Origin of the sequence: Kitasatospora sp. NPDC048194, from assembly GCF_043202455.1 — a bacterium.
Lineage (GTDB): Bacteria > Actinomycetota > Actinomycetes > Streptomycetales > Streptomycetaceae > Kitasatospora.
Window position 1 is genome coordinate 229,228 of sequence record NZ_JBIDAK010000003.1, and the last position, 17,547, is coordinate 246,774.

12 protein-coding genes are annotated in these 17,547 nt (G+C 74.3%); 1 reads left to right on the top strand and 11 read right to left on the bottom strand.

Features of this window, described 5'->3' with window-relative positions; genetic code table 11:
- Positions 1 to 316: 316 nt before the first annotated feature.
- Complete coding sequence (locus ACGF07_RS06055; RefSeq protein ID WP_392895851.1) at positions 317 to 1,255, bottom strand: DUF72 domain-containing protein; 939 nt, start codon at positions 1,253 to 1,255, stop codon at positions 317 to 319.
- Positions 1,256 to 1,337: 82 nt separating this feature from the next.
- Positions 1,338 to 1,538 carry a hypothetical protein gene (locus ACGF07_RS06060; RefSeq protein WP_350741596.1) on the bottom strand — a complete coding sequence of 67 codons (201 nt, stop codon included), beginning with the start codon at positions 1,536 to 1,538 and terminating at the stop codon, positions 1,338 to 1,340.
- Positions 1,539 to 1,798: 260 nt separating this feature from the next.
- On the opposite strand from ACGF07_RS06060, the gene ACGF07_RS06065 reads away from it, so the two are divergent.
- Positions 1,799 to 2,650, top strand: coding sequence for an HAD family hydrolase (locus tag ACGF07_RS06065; RefSeq protein ID WP_392895853.1), 852 nt, complete (start codon positions 1,799 to 1,801; stop codon positions 2,648 to 2,650).
- 79 nt (positions 2,651 to 2,729) lie between these two features.
- Here the strand turns inward: ACGF07_RS06065 and ACGF07_RS06070 are convergent, their stop codons facing one another.
- From ACGF07_RS06070 to ACGF07_RS06110, 9 genes are all read right to left on the bottom strand, one after another.
- Positions 2,730 to 4,427 carry a GAF domain-containing protein gene (locus tag ACGF07_RS06070; RefSeq protein WP_392896071.1) on the bottom strand — a complete coding sequence of 566 codons (1,698 nt, stop codon included), beginning with the start codon at positions 4,425 to 4,427 and terminating at the stop codon, positions 2,730 to 2,732.
- A 178-nt stretch (positions 4,428 to 4,605) separates the two neighbouring features.
- Complete coding sequence (gene cydD / locus ACGF07_RS06075) at positions 4,606 to 8,151, bottom strand: thiol reductant ABC exporter subunit CydD (RefSeq protein WP_392895855.1); 3,546 nt, start codon at positions 8,149 to 8,151, stop codon at positions 4,606 to 4,608.
- 4 nt (positions 8,152 to 8,155) lie between these two features.
- Positions 8,156 to 9,292: a cytochrome d ubiquinol oxidase subunit II gene (gene cydB, locus ACGF07_RS06080; RefSeq protein WP_392895857.1), complete on the bottom strand. Its 1,137-nt coding sequence runs from the start codon at positions 9,290 to 9,292 to the stop codon at positions 8,156 to 8,158.
- A gap of 29 nt (positions 9,293 to 9,321) precedes the next feature.
- Entirely contained in the window at positions 9,322 to 10,866 is a 1,545-nt protein-coding gene (locus tag ACGF07_RS06085) for a cytochrome ubiquinol oxidase subunit I (protein WP_392895859.1), read from the bottom strand.
- Positions 10,867 to 11,332: 466 nt separating this feature from the next.
- Positions 11,333 to 12,697, bottom strand: coding sequence for an oxygenase MpaB family protein (locus tag ACGF07_RS06090; protein ID WP_392895861.1), 1,365 nt, complete (start codon positions 12,695 to 12,697; stop codon positions 11,333 to 11,335).
- A 380-nt stretch (positions 12,698 to 13,077) separates the two neighbouring features.
- Positions 13,078 to 14,697, bottom strand: a complete 1,620-nt coding sequence (locus tag ACGF07_RS06095; RefSeq protein ID WP_392895862.1) for a sensor histidine kinase — start codon at positions 14,695 to 14,697, stop codon at positions 13,078 to 13,080.
- 12 nt (positions 14,698 to 14,709) lie between these two features.
- The gene (locus tag ACGF07_RS06100; protein WP_392895864.1) at positions 14,710 to 15,537 is read right to left on the bottom strand and encodes a response regulator transcription factor; all 828 of its coding nucleotides are present in this window, start codon (positions 15,535 to 15,537) and stop codon (positions 14,710 to 14,712) included.
- A gap of 178 nt (positions 15,538 to 15,715) precedes the next feature.
- A complete protein-coding gene (locus ACGF07_RS06105) occupies positions 15,716 to 16,192 on the bottom strand; it encodes a carboxymuconolactone decarboxylase family protein (RefSeq protein WP_392895866.1) in 477 nt (158 codons plus the stop codon).
- A gap of 178 nt (positions 16,193 to 16,370) precedes the next feature.
- A complete protein-coding gene (locus ACGF07_RS06110; protein ID WP_392895868.1) occupies positions 16,371 to 17,543 on the bottom strand; it encodes a damage-control phosphatase ARMT1 family protein in 1,173 nt (390 codons plus the stop codon).
- Positions 17,544 to 17,547 lie beyond the last annotated feature (4 nt).

Consider the following 17,547-nt stretch of genomic DNA (forward strand, 5'->3'; position numbering starts at 1 on the left):
GTGATCAGTAGCGACCCATGTGCGGCATGGCCTTCTCCGCCAGCTCGATGATCGCCTGTGCTTTCGGGAAGAGCGGAAGGAGCGAGGGCGCAGAAATCCTTATCAAGCGCACAATAGCGTGCGCGTAATGCAGATGTTCCTCGTAATACGACTACTTCGCTGGTCAGGCAGCGATGGGCGAACGAAGCTTGACCGAGGCAGTCGCATGCCCCCGACCCTACGCGTGCGCACCGGCGGGTGGGCCGGCGGCGCCTCGCGGAGGAGCTCCGCGCGCCACCCCCTCCCATCTGGCCGCCTCCCACGCGGCCGTTCCCCCTCACCGGGGCGCGGTCGTCCACGGCGGACGCGCCGCGGTGCCCGGGTCGGCCGCCGGGGCGGCGGCGGACCGGGGGCCGAGCAGCCGGCCCATCGTCTCGGCGGCGCGGACGGCGGCATCGCCGCAGCAGTTGTTGAACAGGACGTGGACCTCGCGGGCCTGCTCGGCCATCGCGCGGACGGCCGGTGTCCAGGACGAGAGCTCCTCGGACGTGTACCGGTGGCGGAACCGCTCCTCCTTCGAGCCCGTCCCCCAGGCGCGGTTGCGCCCGTGGAAGCGCACCACCGCGAGGCGGGCGGTGGTGACCGGCGTGACCGGCGGGATGGACGTGGGGAGCGACTGCGCCGTGTCCACGGCCACGGCGGTCAGGTCCAGGTCCGCCAGCAGGCCGACGGTGGACGCGCGGTGCTCCGGACGCCACCAGTCGGGATGCCGGAACTCCACCGCCACCGGCCAGCCCTCCGTCCGCTCCCGGCACCGGCGCAGCGTCGCCACCGCCGACGGGCCCGGAGCCAGCCACGGGGGGAACTGGAAGAGGACCGTCCCCAGGCGGTCCGCCCGGCGCAGCGGTTCGAGGGCGCCGCTGAAACGGCGCCACACCTCGTCGAGCAGTCCCTGGTCGGCCGCCGTTCGACCGTTCCGCCCGGCGGGGCCGGGCCGTAACTCGGCCGGCAGCGCGCCGGGTCGGGTCGGGTGCCCGGTCAGCAGGGAGAACGCCTTCACGTCGAACCGGAAGCCCGCCGGCGAACGCTCCACCCACAGGGTGCTGTTGCGCGTGCTGGGCAACCCGTAGTACGTGGCGTCCACTTCGACCACGGGGAACCTCGTGGTGTAGTACCGCAGTCTGGCCTCCGCGCCGCGGTGGCCCTCCGGGTACCAGCCGCTGGACAGCAGTTCGCGGTCCGTCCATGAACACGCGCCGACGAGAACGTCTCCCATGGGCGCCGTGTGCCCCGCCGCGGGCCGCCGACACCGGCCGGATGCCGGCGATGGGCCCGGCGGTGCGCGCGCCGGGGGGCGGCTACGGGTGGGGGCGGGTGCGCTGGGCGGGGAGGGCGGCGGCCGGGGCCGGGGCGCGGCGGGCGAGGTCGGCGAGGGTGTGGAAGAGCACTTCGCCGAGCAGGACCGGTTCGCGGGAGGCGGCGGGTGGCGGCTCGTCCGGCTGGGAGGCGGCGGGGCGGCGGGTCTGGGGCGGCTCGTCTCGGAGCTGGCTTGTGGGCATGGCTCTTCCTGCCGACGGGGTGACCGCCAGCAGTCCTGCCCGTTCGGCCCGCGGCGACACTCCGTACGGGGGCGGATCGGCCGGAAACGGTGCGTGCTGGGCCGGAACCCGTCCGTACGGTCATGGCTGTCGGCCCCGGCCCGGCAGGTCACCGGCCCGGTCACGGAAGCGGTCACGCGGGCACCGACGGGGGCGGTGGCGGGAGCGGTCACGCGGGTGCCGACGGGCGCGGTGACGGGGGCGGTGACCGGGCGGCGGCGATGGGCGAAGATGGACCGGTGACCGAACCCCGCACCGCTCCCCGTCTCGTCGCCACCGACCTGGACGGCACCCTGCTCTGCACCGGCGGCACCGTCAGCGAACGCACCGCCGCGGCCCTGGCGGCGGCCGAGGAGGCGGGGATCCAGGTGGTGTTCGTGACCGGGCGGCCGCCGCGCTGGATGCAGCAGCTGCGTCCGCACGTCGGCGGGCACGGGGTGGCGATCTGCTCGAACGGCGGGGCGGTCCTGGACGTCCGGCGCGGCGAGCTGGTGGAGTACTTCCCGATGTCGGCCGGGACGGCGCTGGCGGTCGTCGAGGCGCTGCGGACCGAACTGCCGGGTACCGCCTTCGCCTTCGAGCACGCGGACGGGTGGGCCCGCGAGCCCGGCTACGAGGTGCTGATGTGGGGCGACGACATGGTCTGCGCGATCGGCGCGGCCGAGGAACTGCTGGCCGAGGACGGCCCGGTGCGGGGCCTGTTCAAGCTGCTGGCCAAGCACCCCGACCTCGACCCGGACACCTTCCTCACCGAGGCCAGGAGGGTCGCCGGGCAGCTGGCCGAGATCACCCGCTCCTCGCCGATCCCGCTGCTGGAGATCAGCGCGCCCGGCGTCACCAAGGCGAGCACGCTGGCCCGTTGGTGCGCCGAGCACGGGATCGACCGCAGTGAGGTGGTGGCCTTCGGCGACATGCCGAACGACCTGGAGATGCTGGCCTGGGCGGGCACCGCGTACGCCGTCGCCAACGCGCACCCGCAGGTGCTGGCGGCGGTGCCGCTGCACACCGTGAGCAACGAGCAGGACGGCGTCGCGGCCGTGCTGGAGCGGTTCCTGCCCGGCGTCTGCCTCTGACCGCCGTGTCCGAAGCGGCCGTTGACGCGTTCACAACGTGCGCCGTCGGCCGGGAAGTCCTCCCTCGCCCAGCTTTCACCTAACGCGTGTTGCGCGGTTGCAGCCGGGCCGACCAGCGCACCGTCGTCCCCCTCCGGTGCGGTCCGCGCTCGTGCCAGGCCGCCCCGCCGAGCGCCTCGGCGCGCCGGGTCAGGTTGAGCAGACCGCTGCGCCGGCCGCCCTCCGGGATGCCGACCCCGTCGTCGGTCACGGTGAGCAGGACGCCCGGTCGTCCCGGCCGGTCCGGCGACTCCCGGTCACCGCCGACCGGCCGGCCGCCGTCGTCCAGGTGGACGGTCGCGTCGACCTCCACGCCGACCCGGGAGGCCCGCGCGTGCCGGGCCGTGTTGGAGAGCATCTCGCGCAGCGCGGCCAGGAGTTGGCGTCCGGTGCTCTCACCGACCAGGCTCTCCACGGGCCCCACGAAGCTCACCGAGGGCTTGAAGCCGAGCGCCGCGGCGGACTGGCTGGCCTCCCGCAGCACACGGGTGCGCAGGGTGTCGGGGGCGTCCCCGTGGTTGTCGTGCTGGAGGGCGTAGATGGTGGTGCGGACCTCCTGGATGGTGGCGTCCAGTTCGTCCACCGCGTTGCCGATGCCGGCCCTCACCTCGGGGACGACGGCGCGGCGGGCGGCGCTCTCCAGCATCATCCCGGTGGCGAACAGCCGCTGGATCACCAGGTCGTGGAGGTCGCGGGCGATCCGGTCGCGGTCCTGGAAGACGGCGAGGCGCTGCTGGTCGCGCTGGCCCTCGGCGAGGCGCAGGGCGAGCGCGGCCTGCGAGGCGAAGGTCTCGGCGAGCTGCTTCTCGGAGTCGGTGAAGGGCAGGGCGCCGCGCGGTCGCCAGACGCAGAGGCCGCCGAGCACCCGCCCGGCGGCGACCATCGGGACGGCCATGGACGGGCCGAAGCTGCAGGCGAGCCGGATCACCACGGTCGGGTCGCTGGACATGTCGTCCAGGTAGACGCTCTCCCCCGCGAGCAGCCGGGCCGCGAAGCTGTCCTTGGGCAGCAGCTCGCCGCGGACGAACTCGGCGGCCTCGCCGGAGGCGTGGGCGACCCTCATCTGGCCGTCCTCCTCCTCGGTCGCGGCCCCGCCGGTCCGCGTGGGCAGCAGGATCATGCCGAGCGCGGCGTCCGCCAGCTCCCGCACCTGCTCGGCGGCGACGGTCAGCGCGCCCTCGGCCTGCTCGGTGGAGAGCAGCGCGGTGGTGACGGCGGCGGCCCCGGCGATCCAGCGCTCGCGGCGGCGCCCCTCCTCGTACAGCCGGGAGTTCTCGATCGCCACGCCGGCGGCCGCGGCGAGCGCGTGCACCACTTGTTCGTCCTCCGGGGTGAAGGCGCCGCCGCCGGTCTTCTCGGTCAGGTAGAGGTTGCCGAAGACCTCGTCGCGGACCCGGATCGGCACGCCCAGGAAGGTCCTCATCTGCGGGTGGTCCGGCGGGAAGCCGGAGGAGCGCGGGTCGGCGCCGAGGTCGGCGAGACGCAGCGGCTCGGGGCGGTCGATGAGGGCGCCGAGGATGCCGCGCCCGTCGGGCAGGTCGCCGATCTCGGCGGCGGTGTCGTCGTCGATGCCGACGTGGATGAAGTCGGCCAGGCCGTTCCCGCCGGGGGCGATCACCCCGAGCGCCGCGTACCGGGCGTCGACGAGTTCGGCGGCGCCCAGGGCGATCCGGTGCAGGGTGGCGTGCAGGTCGAGCCCCGCGCCGATGGCGACGACCGCCTCCAGCAGCCGCTGCATCCGGTCGGTGACCGCGGCGGCCGACTGCAGGCGCTCCGCGACCTCGCTGACCAGGGTGTCCAGCCCGAGCGAGGCGATCTCGGGCACCCGGTGGGGCGTCGACTCGGGGGCGGCCTCGGGGGCGGCCTCGGGGAGGTCCGGCGTGGGGTCCATGGAGAAAGCCTAGTTTGTACGGTTTTCAGCCGAAGGAGGACGCGGCCGCCCCGGAACCCACCGGACCGGACGCGGCCGCCCCGGCTCCCGCCGTCTCCAGCAGGCCGTCCGCCTCCCGCTCCCGCCGCCACATCGCGTGCAGCCGCCCGTCCGGGTCGGCGACCAGCTCGGACCAGCGGCCGCGCTCGGCCACCCGGCCGCCGTCCAGCACCAGCACCTCGTCCACGCTGCCGTCGTCCAGCCCGGCGAGCCGGTGGGTGATCAGCACGGTGGTGCGGCCCTCGGTGGCGGCCAGCAGGTCGGCGGTGAGGGCGTCGGCGGTGGGCAGGTCGAGGTGTTCGGCGGGCTCGTCCAGGACCAGCACCGGGAAGTCCGCGAGCAGCGCCCGGGCGAGCGCGAGCCGCTGGCGCTGGCCGCCGGAGAGCCGGGCACCGTGCTCGCCGACCATGGTGTCCAGGCCGTCCGGGAGGCCGTCCGTCCAGTCCAGCAGCCGGGCGGCGGCGAGCGCGGCGCGCAGCTCGGCGTCGTCGGCGCCGGGCCGGGCCAGCCGCAGGTTCTCGCGCAGCGAGCTGTCGAAGACGTGGGCGTCCTGGGCGCAGAGGCCGATCACCCGGCGGACGTCCTCGCCCGCCAGCGCGCAACTGTCCACAGCCTGTGGACGGCCCGCGCCGAGGGTGACGGACCCGGCGCGGGGCTCCAGGAAGCGCAGCAGCGCCTGGGCGAGGGTGGTCTTGCCGGAGCCGGACGGGCCGACCACGGCGATCCGCCGCCCGGGGGCGAGGTCGAGGTCCACCCCGGCGAGGGCGTCCGCGGCCTGCCCGGGGTGGCGTACGGTCAGCCCGCGCACGGCCACGGGCAGCGGCTGCCGGGGCAGTTCCGCGGGGGACGGCGGTTCGGTGACCGGCGCGGGGGCGTGCAGCACCTCGTCCAGCCGGTCCTGCGCGGCGCGGCTGCGCTGGCGGGCCCGGACGGCGAGCGGCATCCCCGTGACGGCCTCGAAGGCGGCCAGCGGGGTGAGCACCACCAGCGCCAGGCAGACCGGCGCGAGCACTCCGCCCCGCACTCCCTGGATGCCGACGGCCGCCGATCCCGCCACCGTCAGCCCGGTGAGCAGCGCGATCAGCCCGGTGCCGAGCGCGGTGGTGGCCGCCGAGCGGGCGGCCAGGCCGGTCAGCGCGGCGTCGGCGGTGCGGACGGCCGCCAGCCGGCCGGGGAGCGCGCCGGCCACCGTGAGCTCGGCGGTGCCGGTGAGGGCGTCCACCACGGCGGTGGCCAGGCGGCCGTGGGCGGGGGCCTGGCGCCGCTCGGCGCCAGCCGACCAGCGGGCGGCCAGCGCGGGCACCAGCACCCCGGCGAGCAGCAGCCCGAGGCCGAGCACCAGCCCGGCGGCGGGCAGGAAGGCGCCCATGACCAGCGTGGAGGCCAGCGCGACCACGCCGGCCACGGCGGCCGGCAGCCGCCAGCGCAGGTGGTGGTCCTGGATCGCGTCGACGTCGGCGACCAGCCGGGAGAGCAGGTCGCCGCGCCGGAAGGCGGGCAGTCCGGCGGGGGCGAGCACGGTCAGCCGGCGGTAGACGGCGGCCCGCAGGGTGCCGAGGGTGCGCAGCACGGCGTCGTGCGAGACCAGCCGCTCGGTGTAGCGGAAGAAGCTGCGGCCGATGCCGAAGGCGCGAACGGCGGTGACGGCCATCATCAGGTGGAGCACCGGGGGCATCTGGGAGGCCCGGGAGATGAGGTAGCCGGAGGTGGCCATCAGCGCGACGGCGCAGCCGAGGGCGAGCGAGCCGAGCAGCACGGCCAGCGCCAGCCGGGGGGCGGCGGGCTCCGGCTCCGGCGCGGGCTCCTCCGGCCCGGCGGGGGCAGGGGTCGGCCGGCCGCTGTGGGTCAGCGGGGTGACGGCCCGCGCGGGTGGTTCGGCGGCCGGGCCGGCCAGCCGGATCCGCTCCTCGGCGACGGCCAGCAGGGCCGGCCGGTGGGCGACGACCAGCACGGTGCGCGCCGGGTCCTCGGCGAGCCTCCGGACGGCGGCCACCACGGCGGCCTCCGAGGCGCCGTCCAGGTGGGCGGTGGGTTCGTCCAGCAGCACCAGCGGCCGGTCGTCGGCGAGCAGCACCCGGGCGAGCGCGAGGCGCTGGCGCTGTCCGGCGGAGAGCCCGGCGCCGTCCTCGCCCAGTGCGGCGTCCAGGTCGGTGACGAAGTCGAGCGCGTGGGCGGCCCGCAGTGCCGCCCACAGCTGGTCGTCGTCCGCCTCCGGCCGGTAGAGCCGCAGGTTCTCGGCGACCGTCCCGGCGAACAGGTGGGGGTGCTGCGGCACCCAGGCGATCTGCCGGCGCCAGCTCTCCGGTTCGAGTTCGGCGAGGTCGTAGCGGTGCCCGTCGGCGGCGGTGATCCGTACGGTGCCGGCGTCGGGGGCGGTGAGGCCGAGCAGGACGGACAGCAGGGTGGACTTGCCGGCCCCGCTCGGACCGGTGAGGGCGGTGCTGGACCCCGGACGCAGGGTCAGCGCGGCACCGTCCAGGGCGGGCACGGCCCGTCCGGGGTGCCGTACGGTCAGGCCCTCCGCGGTGATCAGGGCGCCGGCGAGCGCGGGGGCGGGGCGGGTGCCGGCGGCGGGCAGCGGGGTCTCCAGCACCCGGAAGATCTCGTCGGCGGCGGTCAGCCCCTCGACGCTGGAGTGGTAGAGCGCGCCGACCTGCCGGATCGGGGCGTACACCTCGGGGGCGAGGACGAGGACCAGCAGGCCGGTCTCCAGGTCGAGCGAGCCGTCGACCAGCCGGAAGCCGATGGTGACCGCGACCAGCGCGACGGACAGGGTGGAGAGCAGCTCCAGCGCGAAGGAGGAGACGAAGGCGATCCGCAGGGTGCGCAGGGTGGCCCGGCGGTAGTCGGCGGTGATCCGGGCGATGGTGGCGGCCTGGGCGCGGGCCCGGTTGAACACCTTGAGGGTGGGCAGCCCGGCGACGACGTCGAGGAAGTGGTGGGAGAGCCGGGCCAGGGTGTCCCACTGCCGGTCCATCCGGGACTGGGTGGCCATCCCGATCAGCACCATGAACAGCGGGATCAGCGGCAGGGTGCCGGCGATGATCGCGGCGGAGGTGAGGTCGGCGCCGACGATCCGCAGCAGCACGATCACCGGGACGACCACGGCGAGTGCCAGCTGCGGGAGGTAGCGGGCGAAGTAGTCGTCCAGCGCGTCGACGCCGCGGGTGGCGAGGGTGGTGAGTTCGCCGGTGCGCCGGCCCGCCAGGTAGGACGGGCCGAGCGCGGTGGCGTGGTCGAGCAGCCGGCGCCGCAGGGTGGACTTCACCCGGGCCACCGACCGGTGCGCGGTGAGCTCGGTGAGCCAGCCGACCAGCCCGCGCCCGAGGGCGGTCAGGGCCAGCAGCACCAGGGGAGTGGTCAGTTCGCCGAGACCGGCGCCGCGTTGGAAGCCGCGGACGGTGATCTCGGCGATCAGGCTCGCCTGGGCGACCACCAGGACCGCGCCCGCCCCGCCGAGGAGGACGGATCCGGCGAGGAAGGCCCGGGTGGTGCGGGCCTGTCCGAGGAGTCGGGGGTCGACCGGCTTCATCGTGTCAGACCCGTTCGGTCGGAGCGCCGTGGGCGCCGTGGGCGCCGTGGGCGTCCGGGGCATCCGGGGCGTCCGCGGTGTCCGCGATGGCCGGAGCCGCGGGGGCAGTCGGGGCCGCCGGAGCCGCGGCGGCAGCCGGCGCGTGGTGCCCGGGGATGTGCTGGACGCCGATCCGCTTGCGGAACACCCAGTACGTCCAGCCCTGGTAGAGCAGCACGAGCGGGGTGAACACGGCCGCGACGACGGTCATCAGCTTGAGCGTGTACGGCGAGGAGGCCGCGTTGCCGACGGTCAGGCTCCAACCGGGGTTCAGGGTCGACGGCATGACGTTCGGGAAGAGCACCAGGAAGAGCATCGCGACGGCGGCCACCACCGTCGCCCCGGAGAACGCGAACGCCCAGCCCTCGCGGCCGCGCCGGTTGGCCGCCAGCGCGCCGAGCAGCGCCGCCACGGCGACCACCATCGCGACCAGGCTCCTGGTGTTGCCGCTGTGCGCCTGGGTCCAGATCAGGAAGGCGAGGGCGAGCACGGCCGTCGCCAGGCCGGCCGCCAGGGCGGCTCTGCGGGCCCGCTCGCGGATCTCCCCGACCGTCTTGAGCGCCGCGAACACCGCGCCGTGGAAGGTGAACAGGGCGAGCGTGACCAGCCCGCCGAGCAGGGCGTACGGGTTGAGCAGGTCCCCGAGGCCGCCGACGTAGTCCTTGTGGGCGTCGATGGCCACGCCGCGCACGATGTTCGCGAAGACCACGCCCCACAGGAAGGCGGGGACGAGGGAGGACCAGAAGATCGCCTCCTCCCAGTTGCGCTGCCAGCGGGCGCCGTCGCGCTTGGCCCGGTACTCGAAGGCCACGCCGCGCACGATCAGGCAGACCAGGATGACCAGCAGCGGGACGTAGAAGCCGCTGAACAGGGTGGCGTACCAGTCCGGGAAGGCGGCGAAGGTGCCACCGGCCGCGGTGAGCAGCCACACCTCGTTGCCGTCCCAGACCGGGCCGATGGTGTTGATCAGCACCCGGCGCTCGGCGGTGTCGCGGGCGAGCGGCTTAGTGAGGACGCCGATGCCGAAGTCGAAGCCCTCCAGGAAGAAGTAGCCGATCCACAGGACCGCGATCAGCACGAACCAGACGTCGTGGAGTTGCATGTCAGCTCCTCAGTTCCACGTGGCGCGCGTCAGTACGCGAAGGCGAGCGGCTTGTCGGCGTCCTCGTCCGCGGACGGGCCGCGCAGGGACGGGTCCTCGGCGGGGGGCCGCTCGGTCACCACCGGGCCGGCCTTGGCGTACTTGACCAGCAGCCGCACCTCGATGACGGCGAGGATCGCGTACAGCACGGTGAAGGTGGCCAGCGCGCCGATCTGGGTGCCGATGCCGACGTTGGGGGAGACGGCGCTCGCCGTGGTCATCAGGCCGAACACGGCCCAGGGCTGCCGGCCCATCTCGGTGAAGATCCAGCCGAAGCTGTTGGCGATCAGCGGGAAGCCCATGGTCAGGATGCCGATGCGCCAGCTCCACCTGGTGAGCAGCGGCCCGAGTTCGCGCTTCGGGGTCAGCATCAGCCGCGGCACCTCGGTGTCGCCGGTGCGGAACTCGGGGTGCAGGAGGAACTTCCTGCGGGTGGTCCACAGGCCGATGAGGCCGGCCGTGAAGGAGGTCATCCCGAAGCCGATCATGAACCGGAAGCCCCAGTAGGTCATGAAGACGTTGGGGATGTAGTCCTTGGGGTTGCCGCCGTGCGCGGCGGCCTCGGCGGCGGCGGTGTCGTTGATGCCGGGGACGGCGGAGCTGAAGTCGTTCTTGGCGAGGAAGGACAGGACACCGGGGACCTCCAGCTCGACCGAGTTGTGGCCCTTGCCGACGTCGCCGACCGCGAAGATCGAGAACGGCGCGGGTGCCTGGGTGTCCCAGAGCGCCTCGGCGGCGGCCATCTTCATCGGCTGCTGCTCGAACATGACCTTGCCGAGGCTGTCGCCGCTGAGGGCGGTGCCGGCGCCGAAGACCACGGCGATGACCAGGCCGAGCCGCAGCGAGGTGCGCATCACGGCGGTCTTCCTGGGGTCGGCGGTCTCGGGCCTGCGCTTGGCCCGCCAGAGGTGGAAGGAGGCGATGCCGACCATGAAGGCGGCACCGGTGAGGAAGGCCGCGGTCAGGGTGTGGAACACGACGGTCAGGGTGGTGTTCTGGAACAGCACCTTGGTGATGTCGGTGAGCTGCGCCTTGCCGGTGGCCGGGTCGACCGCGTAGCCGACGGGGTGCTGCATCCAGCTGTTGGCCGCCAGGATGAAGTAGGAGGACAGCACGGTGCCCAGCGAGACCATCCACATGCAGGCGCAGTGGATCCGCTTCGGCAGCTTGTCCCAGCCGAAGATCCACAGGCCGATGAAGGTGGACTCGAAGAAGAAGGCGATCAGCGCCTCCATGGCGAGCGGGGCCCCGAAGACGTCACCGACGAAGCGGGAGTAGTCGGACCAGTTCATCCCGAACTGGAACTCCTGCACGATCCCGGTGACGACGCCCATCGCGATGTTGATGAGGAAGAGCTTTCCCCAGAACTTGGTCGCGTGGAAGTACTTCTCCTTGTTCGTGCGCACCCAGGCGGTCTCCAGCCCGGCCACGATGGCGGCGAGGCTGATGGTGAGCGGCACGAAGAGGAAGTGGTAGACGGTGGTGATGCCGAATTGCCATCGCGCGATGGTCTCGTGAGCGATTGCCAGGTCCACGTCGCCCTCTCTCCAGCCGGCCCGTTCGGGCGTTTCAGGACAAACTCCAACGACAGCCGCAGACCGCGACCCAACGGCACAAGCTTGTCCGCTTGTGAACGTGAACACGTTCACAAGCACCAGTATCCATCATCCTTACGGCGGAAGTGCAGGTGGGGTGGGGTTGACAGGGGTGTGCCATGCGTCACGGTTTGCGCTGCGGTCCGCACAGTCTGCGGATCCGGTGGGGGTCGCGGCAACGAACGACCGGGCGGACGGCGCGCCCGTCTTGGCCGAACCGGCGCTTGACAGCCGCCCGCCCCGCTCGCCTCGGCGAACGGGGCGTGCTACGCGCCGCACGGACCCGGCGCGCTTCAGCGCCCCGGCGCGCTTCACGGACCCGGCGCGCTTCACGGACCCGGCGGCGGGACCGGGCGGAGCGTCGCACGGACGAGGGGGCGCGCTTCAGCGCCCCGGCGGCGCGCCGCTACGGCCGGCCGAGCAGCTGGGCGCCCGCCGTGGAGTCGGCGCGGGCGGTGAAGAACTCGGTGAAGCCCCGCAGGAACTCCTCCTCGGTGATCCGCCCGTCCCCGTCGCCGTCCAGCTGCCGGAACCCGTGCGACAGCTCGGCCGGGTGGACCCTCGGGCCGCCGAACACCGCGCGGTACTCGTCGAACTCCAGGAAGCCGCTGCCGTCGGTGTCGGCCGCGGCGAAGACCTCCCGAAGCGCGGGCAGCAACCCGCGCTCCAGGTAGTCCGCGTCCCGGTCGCAGCCCGCCAGGGTGGCCGCCGTGAACTCCTCCCGGCTGACCCTGCCGTCCCCGTCCGCGTCCATCGCCGCGCGCAGCTGCTCCCACCAGTCCTCGAAGGCCCGGTACACCCGCGCCTCGGCGTCCTCGCTCAACTCCAGCTGCCAGCAGACGTTGTGCGCCATCGCCTTCAGGTCGTGCACGGTGATGCAGCCGTCGCCGGTCTGGTCGAGCACCTCGCGGAAGAACCGGTCCACCCGCGACCCGCGCGCGTCCCCGGCCGGCCGGAACCGGCGCGGCGGGCGCCGCACCTCCTCCGCCGAGCGGTAGCGCAGCCCGTCCGGCAGCAGCGGGACGACGGCCCCGACCCCCCGGTGCAGCACGACGGACAGCAGCGCGGCCCGCCGGGAGGACACCAGGCCCAGCCGCTCCCGCACCACCGGCGGCAGGTCCGCCACCGTCAGCTCCCGGATCACCCGGGCCACCGCCGCCCGCACCACCCGCCACCCCGCGTCCCCGAGGAACCACAGCCGCCGGGGCCGCGGCGCCTCGCGCAGGATGTCGTTCAACAGGTAGCGGGCCGCCTCGGTGAACTCCAGCCGCTCGCGGGCGTACCGGGCGAAGTACCGGGGCAACTCCGCCGCGCTCCGCGGCAGTTCCTCCTCGGGCAGCTCGAAGGCCGCGATCGCCTCCCGGAACTCCCGGTACGCCGCCTCCAGTTGCGTCGCGTCGTACGGATCGCCGCCCAGCCGTCGCATGGCGACCACGCACTCGAACAGCGTCAGCAGCACCCACACCCTGGTCGCCGCGTCCCGCGCGTCGTACGGCCGGCCGTCCGGCAGCGTGCCCCGGATCCGCTTGTGCGACCGGTTCAGCCGCGCCACCTCCCGCCGCAGCGCCTCCGCGTCCTGGTAGAACAGCCGCCGGCCGCTCCCCAGGGTGTGCTCGACCCGCCGCCACGGGTGCGCCCGGTAGGTGGAGTGCTCCGCCATGCCCGCCCCGACGACCGGGTCGGCGGCCTGGAGCACCAGCAGGCGCCAGGCGACGAGGGCGATCCGCCACTCGGACAGGTCGCGCTTGAACGACGCGCCGCGGTCAGCCACGGGGTCCTCCCGGGATCGTCCGCGCGCTGGTCTCCGCACGGCGCCCCTCGAGCACCTCCGCGACCGCCCAGGCCTGCCACGGCGCTTGGTCCAGGCCCAGGCCGGCCGGCTCGGCAACGCCCGTACTCATGAGAGACCTCTTTCCCGCCCGATGGGACCGGCCCGTGCGGGCTCGCACGGGCGACGGCTGCACGGTCGCATGCGATCGAGCGGCGGACGGGGTGAACGGTGGCGCTTCACTCGATCGAGGCGTCGGAAGGCCGGAGCACGGAACCGCAGGACGGGCCGGGGTCCGGTGCGGGGGCCGGGGTGCGGTGGGGTTCGGGGTGCGGGGGGTCGGAGTGCGGCGGGGTTCGGGGTGCGGTCGGCGGAACCGAGGCTCAGGAAGCCCGGTCGCCGTTCGCGGGCAGCTCCACCCGGAAGGTGGCTCCGGCGCCCGGGGCGGTGTCCAGGGTGAGGGTGCCGCCGTGGGCGCGGGTGAGGGCGGTGGCGATGGCGAGGCCGAGTCCGCCGCCGCCTCCGTTGTCACGGCTGCGGGAGGCGTCGACCCGGTAGAAGCGGTCGAAGACCCGCTGGGCCTGTTCCTCGGTGAGGCCGGGGCCGGCGTCGGCGACCTCCAGGAGGCAGGTGCCGTCGGCTCCGCCGCCGACGCCGATCCGCACCGGGGTGCCGGGCGGGGTGTGCTTGACGGCGTTGCCGACGAGGTTGGTGACCACCTGCCGCAGCCGCGCCTCGTCGCCGAGGACGGGCGCGGCGCCGGGTGCGCCGGTGCCCGACGGGCCGGTGAGGGCGACGGGCCGGCTCGGGTCGAGGGCGGTGAGGTCGTGCAGCGCGTCGGCGGCGAGGGTGCGCAGGTCCATCGGGGCGAGGTCGAGCGGACGTTCCTCGTCGAGCCGGGCGAGCACCAGCAGGTCCTCCACCAGGGTGCCCATCCGCACCGCTTCGCTCTCGATCCGGGTCATGGTCCGCTTGACGTCGGCTTCGGTGGGCAGTGCGCCCATCCGGTACAGCTCGGCGAAGCCGCGGATGCCGGCCAGCGGGGTGCGCAGCTCGTGCGAGGCGTCGGCGACGAAGCGCCGCATCCGGGCCTCGGATTCGGCGCGGGCGGCGAAGGCCGCCTCGATCTGGGTGAGCATGCCGTTGAGCGCGATCGACAGCCGGCCGACCTCGGTGCGCCCGGAGAGTTCGGGCATGCGGTGCGACAGCTCGCCGGCGGCGATCCGCGCCGCGCCCGCCTCGATCCGGCGCAGGGGCCGCAGCCCGGCCCGGACGGCGAAGAAGCCGAGCGCGGCGATCAGCACGAAGACGGCGCCGCCGATCGCCAGGAAGGAGGTGCGCAGCTTGTCGGTGGTGGCGTCGATGTCCTCGCGGGAGACGGCCACCATGACGTAGGTCGGGGTGGTGGCCGGTGCGGCGTAGGCGTTGGGGCCGGGCGCCGCCGTGGGCGTGGGCGTGGGCGTGGGCGTGGTGGTGGCGCCCGGTGCGGGGGTCGATCCCGTCGTGGGGGTCGATCCCGTCGTGGGTCCGGGGCCCGGGGCGGGGGCGACGGCGCGGGGCGTCTGGAGCGGCAGCACCAGCACCCGCCAGCTGTGGTTCCCGCGCTGGTCGGGCAGGTTGAAGGGGACGTCGGAGGCGGTCCGGGTGGGGTCGAGTCCGGCCAGCTGGGGCGCCGGGTCGCTGTCCGAGACGGGCTGGCGCATGACGGCCTGGACCTTGCCGTCCGAGGAGAGGTACTGCACCAGGTACTGGCTGGGCAGGCTGATCCGCCGCCCGGTGACGGCCGGCTTGGCGATGTCGGGCGTCGTGGGGCGGCCCGGGGGCTTGCGGGACAGCGGCAGCCCGTACCGCTGGAGCTGCTCGTCCAACTGCTCGACCAGCTGGGCCCGTACGGTGCCGAGCACGAAGGTGTCGCTGACCACGAGCCCGGTGGTGACCAGCGCGAGCGCCAGGACGAGCAGTCGGGCGCGCAGCGACAACCTGGAGGAGAACCGGGCGAGCACGGGCGGGTCCGGTCAGCCCTGCGGGGGGCGGCGCAGCGCGTAGCCGATGCCGCGCACGGTGTGGATCAGCTTGGGGCCGTGTGCCGGGCCGGAGTCGAGCTTGCGGCGCAGGTAGGAGATGTAGGACTCGACGATGGACAGGTCGCCGCCGAAGTCGTACGCCCAGACGTGGTCGAGGATCTGGGCCTTGGAGACCACCCGGCCGACGTTGGCCATCAGGTAGTGCAGCAGCTTGAACTCGGTCGGGGAGAGTGCGACGGGCGTGCCGGCGCGGGTGACCTCGTGGGCGACCGGGTCGAGGCTGAGGTCGGCGACGACCAGCCGGCCGTCCTCGGCGGGGCCGCCGGCCCGGCGCAGGATCGCGCGGATGCGGGCGATCAGCTCCTCCAGGCTGAAGGGCTTGGTGACGTAGTCGTCCGCGCCCGCGGCCAGGCCCTGCACCTTGTCGCCGACGCCGTCCTTGGCGGTGAGGAAGAGCACCGGAAGGTGGTCGCCGGGGTGCCCGTGGGCCGGTCCGGCGATCTGGCCGCGGCTGGTGCGCTCGCGCAGCTTCTCGACCACGGTGAAGCCGTCGAGGTCGGGCAGCATGACGTCGAGGACCACCAGGTCGGGGCGCTCGGCGGTGATCAGCTCCAGCGCCTCGGTGCCGGTCGCGGCGGAGGCGACCCGGAAGCCGGAGAATCGCAGCGAGGCGGCGAGCAGCTCGCGGATGTTCGGCTCGTCGTCCACGACGAGGAGGAAGGCCTCGCCCTGGCCCCCGGTCACGGCGGGGCCGCCCGGTGTGGTGACAGTGCCTTGCACGGGGGTTCTGCCTCCCGGTCGGACGATGACGTTCAGCATGAGGCTAGCTCTCGGAGGCTACGCGGCATGGATGAATGTTGGATTAACACCTTATCGGTCGGTTTTTGGGCGACAAGCCCCACGGGGGCTGGCTCGGTGGTGTGCGTACGGGGCCGGAGCGTACCCGGGTACGCCGACGGCCGGGGAGCAGGCCCCCCGGCCGTCGGCGCCGCTCGCCTCAGTCCTGGGCGAACTGACCCGGCCGGTAGCTGCCGGCGGGCTGGCGGATCATGACGTTGGCGCGGTTGAAGGCGTTGATCAGCGCGATGATGCAGACCAGCGCCGCGAGCTGCTCCTCGTCGTAGTGCTTCGCCGCGTTCTCCCACACCTCGTCGCTCACCCCGGTCCCGTCGGCCAGCCGGCTGCCCTGCTCCGCCAGCTCCAGGGCGGCCCGCTCCGCCTCGGTGAAGACGGTGGCCTCGCGCCAGGCCGCGACCAGGTTCAGCCTGGTCGCCTCCTCCCCCGCGTGTACGGCGTCCTTGAAGTGCATGTCGACGCAGAAGCCGCAGCCGTTGATCTGGCTGGCGCGCAGCCGCACCAGCTCCTGGGTGGCGTACGGCACGGTCGAGTCGGCGATCGGCTTGTTGGCGGCGATGAGGTGCTTGAAGACCTTGCCGATGATCGGGCTGGCGAAGGCGTTCAGTCGGGGTTCCATGGTGTGCTCCCTCGGAGTCGCTCGTCGTTGCTGCCATGAAGACCGCGCAGCCGGTCGGCTTGTGACCGGTTCCGGATGTGTCCTGCGTCACGCCGGGCGGCGTCACGCCGGGCGGCGTCGCTCCGGGCCGGCGTCCCTCCGGGCCGGTGCCGCTCCCCAGGCCCCGGCCCACGCCCTCTCAGGCCCCGCCGTTGACCTGGACGACGGCATGGCGCCCGCTGGTGCGCCATGCCCCGCCGGTCCGGTCGAGGGCGGCGACGAGGTCCGTGTCGACCCCGACGACCACGTCCGACTTCAGGGTCCGCAGCGCGGCGACGGGGGACGGGAAGTGGCCGGCGGCCCCGGCGAAGGCGGTGGTGGGCGGCCAGAGCCGGTCGCCCACCAGGCGGCGGTAGTTGAGGTCGCCCTTGAGGACGGTCAGGGCTGCCCCGCCCAGTTCCGCCCGCAGGTCGGCGGGCATGTCGTGGTACGGCAGCGGCGCGCAGAAGAACGGGTGGGTGCGGACGGCGAGGCGGCCGCCGTCCAGGGCCCGCCACAGCCGCCGGCCGATCGCCTGCGCCCGGCCCCGGGCGCCCCGCAGCCGCCGCAGGGCGGCCAGGACGTCCGCCATGGTGGCGTCGGAGACGAAGTACGGCTGGGGCTTGACGTACAGCACGACCTCGGCGGCCCGGCCGTCGGCGAGCAGGTGGTCGATCAGCACCAGGTCGGGCAGCAGCTCGCGGCCGGCGTTGTCCGCGATCACGGCGACCCGGCCGCCCGGGGCGGCGTCCAGCACGGACCAGAGGGCGGCGCTGTCGTCGACCAGCAGGTCGGGGACGCCGGCCGCCGGGGTGCTCCCCGCAGCCGCCGTGATGCGGAAGCCGAGGTCCGCCCGGTTGCCCCACAGGGCGGAGGACAGCAGCGCCTGGGCGTGGCGCCGTTCCGGGAGGCCGTCGAGCTCGTCGAGGGCCGCCAGTTCGCCGTCCACGGCCGCTCCGGCCAGCTCGGCGTCCTTGAACGGCGCGAACGGATCGACGCCGTGCCAGGCGCCCGGCCCGAAGTACCCGGTGGCGTCGAGCAATCGGCGGTAGAAGTAGCTCTCCGCCCACAGGAACGGCGCCTCGCCCCAGGGCCGCCCCCACAAACCCTCGCCCCAGGCCAGCCACTGGTCGCGGTCGTGGGCGCCGTCCGGCAGCGGTTCGAGCACGCCGGTGGTGCTCTCCGCCGACAGCCGCTCCACCGCCGCCCGTTCGGAGGGTCCGTACGGCAGCGCGTCGAGCACCTGGCGGACGAGCTCCGGGTGGCGCCGGTGGAACACGCCCCAGGCGAAGGAGCCCGGAACGTCGCTGCGGATCACGGGTGCGGTCGGCACGTCG

Coding starts and splice junctions, on each gene's coding strand:
- cydB (WP_392895857.1), bottom strand. CDS start 9,292: ATGCAACTCCACGACGTCTGGTTCGTGCTGATCGCGGTCCTGTGGATC.
- ACGF07_RS06070 (WP_392896071.1), bottom strand. CDS start 4,427: ATGCAGCGGCTGCTGGAGGCGGTCGTCGCCATCGGCGCGGGGCTCGAC.
- ACGF07_RS06060 (WP_350741596.1), bottom strand. CDS start 1,538: ATGCCCACAAGCCAGCTCCGAGACGAGCCGCCCCAGACCCGCCGCCCC.
- ACGF07_RS06065 (WP_392895853.1), top strand. CDS start 1,799: ATGGGCGAAGATGGACCGGTGACCGAACCCCGCACCGCTCCCCGTCTC.
- ACGF07_RS06105 (WP_392895866.1), bottom strand. CDS start 16,192: ATGGAACCCCGACTGAACGCCTTCGCCAGCCCGATCATCGGCAAGGTC.
- cydD (WP_392895855.1), bottom strand. CDS start 8,151: ATGAAGCCGGTCGACCCCCGACTCCTCGGACAGGCCCGCACCACCCGG.
- ACGF07_RS06055 (WP_392895851.1), bottom strand. CDS start 1,255: ATGGGAGACGTTCTCGTCGGCGCGTGTTCATGGACGGACCGCGAACTG.
- ACGF07_RS06100 (WP_392895864.1), bottom strand. CDS start 15,537: ATGCTGAACGTCATCGTCCGACCGGGAGGCAGAACCCCCGTGCAAGGC.